Annotated in this window: 11 protein-coding genes; 5 read left to right on the top strand and 6 right to left on the bottom strand. The window is 38.4% G+C overall.

The window, feature by feature from the left end:
• Positions 1-579 precede the first annotated feature (579 nt).
• Positions 580-1338, bottom strand: a complete 759-nt coding sequence (locus MHB40_RS07220; RefSeq protein ID WP_342442968.1) for a glucose 1-dehydrogenase — start codon at positions 1336-1338, stop codon at positions 580-582.
• Positions 1339-1503: 165 nt separating this feature from the next.
• Between MHB40_RS07220 and MHB40_RS07215 the strand changes: the two genes are divergently transcribed.
• The 3 genes from MHB40_RS07215 to MHB40_RS07205 all read left to right on the top strand — a co-directional run bounded on the left by MHB40_RS07215 (position 1504) and on the right by MHB40_RS07205 (position 4756).
• Positions 1504-2685: an AraC family transcriptional regulator gene (locus tag MHB40_RS07215; RefSeq protein WP_342442967.1), complete on the top strand. Its 1182-nt coding sequence runs from the start codon at positions 1504-1506 to the stop codon at positions 2683-2685.
• Positions 2686-2819: 134 nt separating this feature from the next.
• Positions 2820-3818 carry a permease gene (locus MHB40_RS07210; RefSeq protein ID WP_342442966.1) on the top strand — a complete coding sequence of 333 codons (999 nt, stop codon included), beginning with the start codon at positions 2820-2822 and terminating at the stop codon, positions 3816-3818.
• Between the two features lie 11 nt (positions 3819-3829).
• Positions 3830-4756 (top strand): TIGR03943 family protein, encoded by a 927-nt coding sequence (locus tag MHB40_RS07205; protein ID WP_342442965.1) that lies wholly within the window; start codon positions 3830-3832, stop codon positions 4754-4756.
• Positions 4757-4790: 34 nt separating this feature from the next.
• Here MHB40_RS07205 and MHB40_RS07200 read toward each other — a convergent pair whose 3' ends face one another.
• Positions 4791-6053, bottom strand: coding sequence for an NtaA/DmoA family FMN-dependent monooxygenase (locus tag MHB40_RS07200; RefSeq protein WP_342443707.1), 1263 nt, complete (start codon positions 6051-6053; stop codon positions 4791-4793).
• A gap of 235 nt (positions 6054-6288) precedes the next feature.
• On the opposite strand from MHB40_RS07200, the gene MHB40_RS07195 reads away from it, so the two are divergent.
• Positions 6289-6777, top strand: coding sequence for a hypothetical protein (locus MHB40_RS07195; protein ID WP_342442963.1), 489 nt, complete (start codon positions 6289-6291; stop codon positions 6775-6777).
• A 36-nt stretch (positions 6778-6813) separates the two neighbouring features.
• On the opposite strand, the gene MHB40_RS07190 is transcribed toward MHB40_RS07195, so the two are convergent.
• From MHB40_RS07190 to MHB40_RS07180, 3 genes are all read right to left on the bottom strand, one after another.
• Complete coding sequence (locus MHB40_RS07190) at positions 6814-7944, bottom strand: CamS family sex pheromone protein (protein ID WP_342442962.1); 1131 nt, start codon at positions 7942-7944, stop codon at positions 6814-6816.
• Positions 7945-8462: 518 nt separating this feature from the next.
• Entirely contained in the window at positions 8463-8669 is a 207-nt protein-coding gene (locus MHB40_RS07185) for a hypothetical protein (RefSeq protein ID WP_342534208.1), read from the bottom strand.
• Positions 8670-8940: 271 nt separating this feature from the next.
• Positions 8941-9336 carry a VOC family protein gene (locus MHB40_RS07180; protein WP_066038252.1) on the bottom strand — a complete coding sequence of 132 codons (396 nt, stop codon included), beginning with the start codon at positions 9334-9336 and terminating at the stop codon, positions 8941-8943.
• Positions 9337-9504: 168 nt separating this feature from the next.
• Between MHB40_RS07180 and MHB40_RS07175 the strand changes: the two genes are divergently transcribed.
• Positions 9505-10455: a LysR family transcriptional regulator gene (locus MHB40_RS07175; RefSeq protein ID WP_342442961.1), complete on the top strand. Its 951-nt coding sequence runs from the start codon at positions 9505-9507 to the stop codon at positions 10453-10455.
• A 69-nt stretch (positions 10456-10524) separates the two neighbouring features.
• On the opposite strand, the gene MHB40_RS07170 is transcribed toward MHB40_RS07175, so the two are convergent.
• Positions 10525-12030, bottom strand: a complete 1506-nt coding sequence (locus tag MHB40_RS07170) for a succinate CoA transferase (protein ID WP_342442960.1) — start codon at positions 12028-12030, stop codon at positions 10525-10527.
• Between the last annotated feature and the right edge of the window lie 5 nt (positions 12031-12035).

Below are 12035 nucleotides of genomic sequence, written 5' to 3'. Positions count from 1 at the left end.
GAAAACAAAACAGTCTATTGAAAGGTAGAAATGGATTTCTGTTGCAGGTTACTTGCTTTCCTGTGGGCGAGCGCCGAGCCGCTTCCTCCGCACCGCTCCGTTTAGTGGCTCGCCTGTCTCGCTATCCCACGGGAATCAAGTAACCTTCCACTCCAACCCACAAAAGTGTTACCTTTTTAGCAAAGGTTTTCAAATAAAGTGAAGGTGCTCACTACTCTTTATGAAGGGGTGTTGTCACGCATCACTTCTCCACATTAAAAATAAGAGCTTATCCCCTCTAAGAATACAAATAATGAACGATTTAATCGCTATGCTACTATGAAAAAAAGTAAAGACACTTTGCAGAATGGTTGATTGGAGTGGAGCCAGCGTCACTCCTTGGGGATTTAGCGTCACAGAGGAGACCCTGGAGCGAACGAAAGTGAGTGAAGCGGCTCCTCGGACGCCCCCTGGAAAGGACGCTGGCGGAACGGAAATCAACCTCTCACTTTGCAAAGTTGCTTTTTCTGCCGTTGACATCATCTTTTTGCAACAAAAAGAAGAAATCCAGTGAAATGATTCACTGGATTTCTTCTTTCATTATAAAGTTAAGCCACCATCAACTAACACGATGGAGCCTGTCATATAGCTTGCTTTGTCCGATGCTAGGAACACAACCATTTCTGCTAATTCTTCTGGTTTCGCATAGCGGCCCATTCTCATGTTTGGAATTTCCTCTGGCACATAGCCACCTGTTTCAAACATGGCAGTTACACTGTTTGTTAATGCTGTTTCTACTCCACCTGGACAAATACCATTGATACGGATACCTTTTTTTACATACTCCAAAGAAGCAGATTTTGTTAAACCAACTACTGCATGCTTACTTGCAGAATAGACAGCCATACTGTGCTCACTGCGAACACCCGCTGTAGAAGCTGTATTAATAATAGAGCCGCTTCCTTGTCCTTCCATTACTTTTAAAACATGTTTTAAGCCAAGGAATACACCCTTCACATTGATCGACATAATGCGCTCATATTCTGCATCTTCAATCTCTGTTAATGGAGAGATTTTTTGAATAACCCCAGCATTATTGAAAAATATATCAATGCGTCCATACGTATCAACAGCCGTATTGACATATTTCTGAACGTCTTCACTTTTTGAAATGTCAGCCTGAACGAAGATACCTTCTCCACCCTGCTCTTTAATCAAGCTTACTGTTTCTTCCCCTGTTTCTTTGTTGAAATCCACAACTACCACTTTTGCACCATTGCTAGCAAGTTTCAAACTGCTGGCTCTTCCAATACCGCTTCCTGCGCCCGTTACAACTGCAATTTTATTCAAAAGATCCATCTTCTATTCCTCCCTAACATTTTGAAGTCACTGTCTATTTTATTGCTACTTCCCCTTCATTTATTGTATTATTCTACACAAAATAGTACTTTCTCAATGTCTATACAATAAAAATTGTAACGGCTTTCATTTTGATAGCATCATTACGAACTGGAGTGTAGGAACATGAAAATTACCACTATCGACCTTCAATACATAAGTCAATTAATATACGAAACACATCATCTTCCAGTCACTTATATTAATTCGTTGGGAGACATAATTTTTGACTATTCAACAACCAATAATCCATCTTACATTTCTTTAAAGGAACAATTGAAAACATATCCTTATCATAAGGATACAAATGATTATCCGATTTTTTTCTCTTATGCTGAATTTAATTTCTTCTATATCAACGTGCAGTTAGAGGATCAATATTTAGGGGCGATTGTAGTTGGTCCTTCTCTTTCTCCAGAAGTGGTAGACATAAAGACAAATGTTAATCAAGAGCTAATTCCTATTCTTCATTATCAGCAATGTTTAGCCATTAGTTTGTTTGTGTATTACTCGATCTATCAAAAGAAATTAAATAAAACTGCTGTCATTTATCATAACCAAGCATTAAGACCTCTAATTCGTCATGAGGAAAATACTGCGCTTGAGCTCTCATACGCTAGAAGAAATGATATTGTTCATACAAATCTTTATTATGAAAAAATATTGTTAGACAATGTGAAAAATGGACGTATGGAGAAATTAAATGAAGTTTTGAATTATTCCATTGTCGAGCAGGCAGAACTGGGAATACTTTCAAAACGCAATAATTTAAGAAGTGTTCAATATTTGATGATTACAGGAATTGCCCTAATTTGCCGTGCAGCGATTGAGGGTGGTTTAAATGAAGAAACAGCCTTTACATTAAATGATTTTTACATTCAAAAGCTAGAGGATCAAACCAGTTTAATCGATATTCTTTCGTTAATGGAGGAAGCTATTTACGACTTTACAAGCCGTGTATCGCAGGCCAATACAAGGAAATATTCAGCACCCATTACTACCTGTATCCATTTTATTGAAAATCAATTATATGGGGATCTAACACTCGACCAACTTTCAGCTATTTGCCACCTAAGCCCCAACTATCTTTCCTCCTTATTTAAAAAGGAAGTAGGGACTTCCTTTAGTGAATATATTCAGCAGCAAAGGATTGATGAGGCGAAAAAACTCTTAACATTTACCAACTATCCAATTCTAGACATCGGTTCATTACTTAATTTCACAGATCAAAGCTATTTCATTAAAGTTTTCAAAAAATTTACGGGTATCACCCCTAAACAATATAGAACTAAGTATTCTCCTAAATAATTCGATAGAGAGGGAAAGTAAAAAGATGGTAGGAACCAATTTTTACTTTCTCTTTCCTTTTTTGAAGTAATAACAATATCATCTATGTCATATCTTACATTAAAACGTAACCATTACACTTTAAGGAGGTCTATGTGGAACGTCTCCATTTTTCTAAATATGTATTGAATTTTTGGTTCCTCTTCATTTTATTCATAGGCATGCTACCACTACTGTTATTCAACGTCTCAGCACTAAACGACCTTAGTTCCTCTCTACTCAATTTAAATACGATATTTTTAAGTATTTTAATTGAAGCATTACCATTTGTCTTAATTGGAATACTGATTGCTGGCTTTATTCAGATATTTATAACAGAGGAACATATCCAAAGGTGGATTCCTCGAAACCCTGTGATGGCCGTCATCATGAGTTGTCTTGTAGGTGCATTATTTCCAGCCTGCGAATGTGGAATTGTTCCGATTGTTAGAAGATTAATTGCCAAAGGCGTACCTATACATGCAGCTATGGGCTTTATGTTAACTGGTCCACTTATTAATCCCGTTGTTATTCTTTCTACCTATATGGCATTTGGCAATGATTTAAGAATAGCGAGCCTTCGAATGCTCGTTGGCTTTGTCATCGCCATTGTCGTAGCATTACTCATCAGCTTGTTTTTTAAAGGCTCACAATTTAAGAGCTCTTTACAGCCCTACTCATTGACAACCACTAGTCAACAAACATCTTTCGTCACAAAACTATTAAATATGGTCAAGCATGCCATCGATGAATTTTTTGATATGGGCAAATACTTAATTATCGGGGCATTTTTAGCTGCCTTTGTACAAACCTATATATCAACCAAAACACTCGTAGCAATTGGAGACGGTGAATCCTCCTCCATTCTAGTTATGATGAGCTTAGCCTTCATTCTGTCACTTTGCTCTGAGGCAGATGCCTTTATTGGCGCATCCTTTAGTGCTATTTTCTCCACTCCATCCATTCTGGCCTTTCTTATTTTTGGCCCTATGATCGATTTGAAAAATACCATTATGTTGATGAGCGTATTTCGCTTAAAATTTGTCTTTTGGTTAATCGCCTTAGTGGCTACAGTTGTCTACATTAGTATATGGATGCTTTCAGCGTATCTCTAAGGGGGAAAACCATGAAATTTCACGTTCAACAAGCGCTAAGAGCCTTAATGTTACTTGCCTTTTCGGCTATGATAGCCAACCTGCATTGGACCGGAGAACTAACAAAATTCATCAACCCTAAATATGAAAGCCTGAGTAAAACAGCCGCCATCTTATTTTTTATACTATTTCTTGTTCAATTGACTAGAGTTATATCTTTTTCAAAGGCTCCCCACTCATGTGAGCCTACCGGACAAGCTTGCTGTTCCCATCACGACCATGGTCACTCAGCCTTTACAAGAAAAAAAATGATTGCCTACCTCATTATCATGACACCGATAATGACAGGCTTTTTCGTGCCAGCTAAAATTTTAGATGCTGCCGTCGCTGATAAAAAAGGTGGTGCCTTTATTCTCACCCAGCAAAGTCAATCATCTAAAATAGAGGATTATCTCACTTCAAATGAAACAATTGATGAAAACATCTATGATGAGCATGATGCTGATCCGCGACTGATGGAAGAAAAACAGGAAATGACAAAAAAGCAATATGACCAATTAAAGCAACAGTTATCCCAACAATCGATGCTGAAAATGACCGATGAGGACTATACGATCTATTACGAGGAAATTAATCAAAATTTAGAAAACTATTTGGGGAAGAAAATACAGTTGAAGGGCTTTGTTTTAAAAGAAGAAAGCTTTACAGAAAGGCAACTAGTTATTTCAAGATTTCTTATTACGCATTGTGTCGCCGATGCCAGTATCGTCGGCTTTCTAACAGAGTTTCCAGACGCTCCAACACTCACAGAAGATACATGGATTGAAGTGGTCGGTACAATTAGTCAAACAACATATGAGGGTGCAAGCTTACCTGTTATCCATATTGATGATTGGGTAACAATCGAACAACCCGAATCACCTTATCTTTATCCGATTAATATTCGAATGAGTTTCTAGCAATAAAAGGGCAAAGCTTATGGCTTGCCCTTTTTCAGCTATTAATTGGAGATCGCACATCTAAGCCTAAATGGGAACGTAATGTGCTACCTTCATATTCAGCTCGGAATAACTCCCGCTCTACTAACATGGGAATAACGTCGCTAAAGAATAAATCTAAAGATTTCACAGGGCCACCTGGTACAGCAATAAAGCCATCCAATGCGCCCTCCTCATAAAAAGTAACGATTTGATCGACAATATCCTGTGGTGTGCCGATTGCTACAAGATGGGCTGAGCCAATTACCTCGGGGCGTGCTAACAATACCTCAACAGTTGGTTCATTTTCTATAATATAACGACGCACCAAATCTGCATGTGTTTTACTACGTACTTTTTGATCTTTTGGTGGCAACATATCAACGGTCACCTGATCTTCAATTGACAAATGACGAACATCCATACCAATCACAGATTCTAAAGCACTGTAGCGTCGTTCAAGCGTTAAATGTGCATGCGCTTGTCGGTGCATTTCGAGTGCTTCTTCATATGTATCACCTATAAAGAAATACAGCCCAGGTAATAAGCGAATATCGTCGGCAGAACGCCCTACTTCAATGGCACGTTGACGCAAATCATTACGCATCTCAATGCCCACCTCCATAGCTGGTGTAGCTGCGAAAATGGCATTGGAAACAGTAGCTGCAAATTGTCGCCCAACATCCGACGCGCCTGCTTGGAAGAGCGGAATCTCTCCTGCTGGATGCATAGGGAGATTTAGGGGACCTTTAATATGGAAAAATTCGCCCTCATGTTCAATAGGTTTGACAAGCTCTTTTATTTTTTCTATATTCCCATCCGTTTCTAATGTTTCGTAGGGTTGACTATGCCATAGCTGCTTGACCACCTCTGTACATTCTGTAGCTTTAGCATAACGCTCTTCTGAAGAAGGCATAGATTCATTGCTGAAATTATGGGCACCATCTATGGAGGTCACAATATTCCATCCAACTCGCCCATCACTAATCCAATTCAAGGATTGCAATTGACGCGCAATCAGATAAGGTGGCGTAAATGATGTGGAGATCGTTGTCACTAAGCCAATCTGTTTGGTTTCTCTTGCCACCATCGCCATTAAAAAGCTAGGATCTAAGCCAACCGTTCCTTTCATTTTAGCCATTAATTCTGGATGAGCTATTAAATAATCAGCCTTAAATACAAAATCCAATTTTGCTGCCTCAGCACGCTGCGCAAATGCAATATGTTCATCTATCAACGCACCTTGCTTGCCATGATTACCGTGAACAGCTAAATGCATCCCAATAATAAGATGTCTTTTCATTGTTACTCCCCTTTCAACAATTGAAAATGATTATCATTTTCATAATAAACATTCATTTCAAAGATTGCAAAGAAATACTTTTATGTTTTAGAACGCCTTCACCTATAAAAATAGGTGCTCCGTTTTAATGAGCACCTAAACTAATATTTACTATACAGTTAAATAAAGGTATTATTAAGATGATTTCAAAATATATTTAAGCGGAGGAACCATGAGAAAATTTGCCTCTTTATTAACAGTGACTCTTTTTATATTTCCACTTGGTGGAGCATCTTATATAGCTAATCATACACACAGTTCATCTCGTCAGCCGACTCTAGCTGCTACTGCTGAAGAACCTCATTCTACTATCATAGCTGAACAAAGTGATGAAATGGGTGATGGTTCTCCCACTCTTCTTGCAACTTCTACTACCTTTCCAACAGGTCAGGGTTCAATGAGCTTTAATTATCAAGCAACTAGTAATAGCACTGATGCAATTCGAATTTATGTGAAAAATAACAGCACACAAGCTATTAGGTTTATATTAACTGCACCTAATGGAACGGCTTGGATAGAAGGAGAGATCATTAAGCCTGGGCAATCGTTTACGACAAATTACAAGGTGGATGCGAGCCTAGCAGGTGAATGGTTCATGAAATTTGATAATAGTGATGGTTCTTCAATTTCAGTAGATATAGACACAAGCTACGAAATTTGAAATAGGAGCTGACCCCTTTAGATTTCCATTTACGACTTAAATAGGCGATGCAAAAATTTGTTTTTCTATTGGGTCCCAAAGGACAATTCCTACATCCCCATTATGGTCGATTACTCGAACTGTAATGGGAATATAATCAAATAAAATTGTATTTAACTTGGTACTAGTTAACTGTAGCAAGCCAATTAATTCTACATCATTTATCAGAGGAATATGTAAATCCATGTTAATATCTGTTAGTTTGCCATCCTCATAACGCAGTTTCCCTATAATTTTAGGGTTTAAATGTTTAAATCCAGCTTGAATATCCTCTTTAAAAATTAATATTTTATTATACATATTTTGGTCTAAACTATATAAGGCATCTGAAGGGAATGTATAATACTTTTTATTAACCTCAGACCATTTTGAGATGGTATCTGTATCTTTCGAAATAAAGGTTTCAGCTAAAAATATGCCTGGTATAATATCGTTTATATTAGATTCTTGATATAAAGTTAAATAAATAGGAACTCTCGGATACTTTTCATTTTTTCTTATATCCGCAACAATCTTTTTAGCCACTTCTTTACCGTATTTTTCAACATCATTGATTTCATCATCATTTTGATCTACTTTCACTTGGCCCGTGTAAATTAAGCCATTTTCATCGGAAACTCGTATGTCATAAAATTCATTTAATGAGATCGCGATCGATATGCCCTCAACTTTGTTATTCTCTTTATTAATAAAGTTTTGTTCTAATACATGAGAGAGAATCAAAGGATACTTTTTTTCATCCTCCAGCACATTGCCACTTCTCTTTTCAATAGCTGGGTTTAAACAAATACCTTCATCTTTTTTCCTGCTTAACCATTGGGTGATCGTATTTTCATCCAAATACTGACCTTCCTGCATATAAAACTTGTCTGTTGAAAAATGACTCACTGACAAATCCATGAGTCCTCTCTCGATTTCATTGATATTTAGAGCATTGTTCATTTTTTTGACGATTAAACCTCTAGCAATATTGACTTTTGCAGGCTGTTGAATTTCATAAACTTCCTTTTTTTGAACCGATGAAATATACATTTTCTCATTAGCAGTAACACTCTCACCCTCACTACTACAAGAAGCTAACATCATTATGGGTGCGATTAAAAATAACATACGCCTTCTTTTTTTCATTACAATTTCTCCTTGAATACTATGTATCATGTGATAACTTCCCTAATTTAACCATAACAAATTTACCAAAATAAAACATTATATATTTACAAATCTCCCCATTTACCTACCAGATGATCATAAAAGACCTATGTTCGCTTTCTCGAACATAGGTCTTTCTGCTTTAAAGTTTTTTCACCTGATTAAGAGCGAGTTTTTCCCTATTTGAACGGGTTCTCACTACTTTAGAGCGGAGCTTACCATTTTATGAGCGGGTTCCGATCATTTTTGAGCGGGGCTTACCATTTTAAGAGCGGGTTCCCTCTACTTTGGAGCGGCTCTCACCTTTTTAGGAGCGAGTTCTTACTACTTTAGAGCGAGGCTCACCTCTTTAGGAGCGGGTTCCCTCTACTTTGGAGCGGCTCTCTCCTCTTTATGAGCGGGTTCCCTCTACTTTGGAGCGGCTCTCACTCTTTTAAGAGCAGGTTCCCTCTACTTTTGAGCGACTCTCTCCTCTTTAGGAGCGGATTTCCTATACTTTAGAGCGACTCTCTCCTCTTTAAGAGCGGGTTCCCTCTACTTTTGAGCGGCTCTCTCCTCTTTAAGAGCGGGTTCTCCACATCTTGGAGCGACTCTCTCCTCTTTATAAGCGGATTCTCCACATCTTTGAGCGGCTCTCTCCTCTTTAAGAGCGGGTTCCCTCTACTTTTGAGCGAGTCTCTCCTCTTTAATAGCGGGGTTCCCACATCTTGGAGCGGCTTTCACCTCTTTAAGAGCAGGGTTCCCACATCTTGGAGCGGCTCTCTCCTCTTTAAGAGCGGATTCCCCACATCTTGGAGCGACTCTCTCCTCTTTATGAGCGGATTTCCCACATCTTGGAGCAGCTCTCACTCATTTAGGAGCAGCTTCCCTCCATCTTTGAGCGGCTCTCACTCATTTAGGAGCGCAACCTCCTTATATTGGACCAGTTCCCACACATTCAGGAGCAACCTCTCACTTTCCAACATTGAGCAAATACTATTTGGCATTTTTATCAGGCTGGTGAATACCAAATACATTGCCTTCCGTATCAATATAATAGCCTTGCCATGCCATCCCTGGTAATGCATACTTGGGCATGGCTACTTTGCCACCGTTTTCAAGAATTTTTGCTTCTGTTACATCATAACTTTCGACACCCATTGTACAAGCAAAGCCATTCAGCGCTTGGTTTGTTTCTGGTGGAGGACCTTGGCGTTGCATTAAAGCACCGTTAATGCCCAGTTCATCATCTTCACCTGTCACGGCACCGAAGTAAGGCATGCCTGCATAGTCACTCCAGTCCTGAAATGACCAGCCAAATACTTTCCCATAAAAATCCTTTGCCCGATCCATGTCACTTACATGAATTTCAAAATGAACTAATCTCCCCATAGTATCCTCCTTAAGGATGATGTATTTGAACATATTTACTATATATCATTTTTCTGAAGATTAAAATTAATAAATCATCTATCAATTAAATTAACCTATATTTCTCGATGCTCAAGCTGAAAATGCTATAATATATGAAAATTTGAATTGATAAGAAGGTACGTTTATATGGAGATACGACAGCTTGAATATTTTTTTGTTCTATGTAGTGAGCTTCATTTTACAAAGGCTGCCGAAAAATTAAATATTTCTCAGCCCACACTCAGCCATCAAATAAAGGTTTTAGAAAATGAGCTTGGCTTACCTCTATTCGATCGTCTAGGAAAAAAAATCGCTATTACAGATGCTGGTAAAATTTTATATGAACAGTGTACATATATTTTTAGGGCAATGGATAATACGAAAAATCAGATGACTGAACTAAAAGAAATAAAAGCAGGGAAATTAGTGATTGGTACTTTGCCAGGAGAATTAACTGATTGTGTATCAGATTATTTGCTGGACTATTATCAGGATTATCCAGACATACAGGTTTGTATCAATAGCTCAGATGATTTGTTGCAACTATTTAAAAACAATAAAATAGATTTTGCCATTTCCTACAAACAAGACAATATCGATTATGAGGAGGAGCAGCTTCAAATCGTTCCATTGTTTACGGAGGAACTAAAGGTCGTTATTCATAAACAGCACCCTTTAGCAGGATTGGATACCATCCCATTGCAAAAGGTGTTAGCACATCCATTGATTTTATTTCCAATAATACATCAGTGTAGAAAGGTAATTGATGGAGCCGCTCGTAAAGAAAAACTTCACATTACACCAAAATTAGAAACAGCTAGCATCCAAGCGATCTTTAAATTAGTAGAACAAAATGTGGGAGCAACGATTATTTCGAAAACACTTTGTAACTTGCATAAATCGGATACTATTTGTGAGCGTTCGATATGCAATCCACCCCTAACACGTGAAATCGTCCTGCTCTATCGAAAAGATAAATTTATTAATTTTGCGGCTAAAGCTTTCATTCGTCTACTAGTAGAGCAACTTGATCTTGCACAACTTTCACTTTCAGATAAAAGTCGACAACTCATTCGTTCATTAGTCATGTCTCAATAAAAAATGGACTAAACCCAGCACTCGTCGTGTCTGCGTGTAGTCCATTTATTTTTTAGCTAAATAGGCATCTTATTTTTTCATTGTCTTGGCTTTGGCAAGATGCACATGCCAAGATAATGCTTCTTCTAAAATATGTGGCGTATGGTGATTACCTGTTTTCTCCACCGCAGCCTGATAATATGCCCACAATTGCTGACGATAATCAGGATGTGCACAATGATCAATTATTCGTGGTACTCTCTCTTTCGGTGCTAGCCCACGTAAATCAGCTACACCAAACTCTGTGACAATAACGTCCACATCATGCTCTGTATGATCCACATGGGATACCATAGGAACAATACTGGAAATACTGCCTCCCTTCGCATAGGATTTTGTAACAAAGATTCCCAATCGTGCATTGCGCGCAAAATCGCCAGAACCACCAATACCATTCATCATTTTTGTACCTGAAACATGTGTAGAATTTACATTTCCATAAATATCTACTTCAAGAGCTGTATTGACGGAAATGAGCCCTAAACGACGAATAATCTCAGGGTGATTCGATATTTCTTGAGGGCGTAATAGTAAACGATCTGCATATTTTTCTAGCTGACTATACACCTGTTTGCCTCGTTCTTGTGATAGCGTAATGGACGTACCTGAAGCAGATTTTACTTTCCCTGCATCTATTAATTCAAATACAGCGTCCTGCAACACCTCCGAATAGATTTCCAAATCCTCAAATTCAGATTCTAAAAACCCATTTAACACTGCATTGGCTACTGATCCAACACCCGATTGTAGTGGCGCTAATGTCTTCGTTAATCGTCCAGCCTTCATCTCCTCTCTTAAAAAATTGAGTAAATGGTCTGCCATTTTTGCGGTTTCCTCATCTGGTTGTACAATCGTTGAAGGCGCATCAGCAATTTCAGAAAGCACGATGCCTCGAACTTTCGTTATATCTAATGGGATACCAACCGCTCCAATTCGCTCCCCCGCGCTAGTTAAAGGAATAGGATCTCTACTTCCCTGTACATCAGGAATATAAATATCGTGAATGCCCTCTAAAGAAGCAGGATGTGAAACATTGAGCTCAATAATTATCTCTTTCGCCATTTGCACAATAATTGGCGAATTCCCTACAGAGGTTGTAGGTATCAGCAAACCATCTTCTGTAATAGCAGTTGCTTCAATGATGGCGAAATCAATTGGACCCACAATGCCTTGACGCATTAACTCAGCATTATGTGAAACATGTGCATCTGTATATAAAATTTCTCCGTTATTAATCATTCGGCGAATCGCTGGGTCACCTTGATAAGGGGCTCTCTTCCGAATGATCCCCGCTTCAGCCATCTGCTGATCCACCTCTGGACCAAGTGAAGCACCTGTATAAACATCCACCTGAAACTTTTCCACTTTCGCCTTTTCAACAAGCGCTAAAGGTACAACTTTTGCATCTCCCGCCCTCGTAAAGCCACTCATACCTAATATCATACCGTCCTTTATCCAAGAAGCAGCCTCTTGCGCTGAAACAATTTTATTTTGCAAAGCAGTATGACGAATTTTTTTATGTGCCAATTTCAACATGTAAG

This window comes from Lysinibacillus sp. FSL K6-0057 (assembly GCF_038630885.1).
Taxonomy (GTDB): domain Bacteria; phylum Bacillota; class Bacilli; order Bacillales_A; family Planococcaceae; genus Lysinibacillus; species Lysinibacillus fusiformis_F.
The sequence above is the reverse complement of the archived record's forward strand: the minus strand, read 5'-3'. Positions and strand labels throughout refer to the sequence as shown.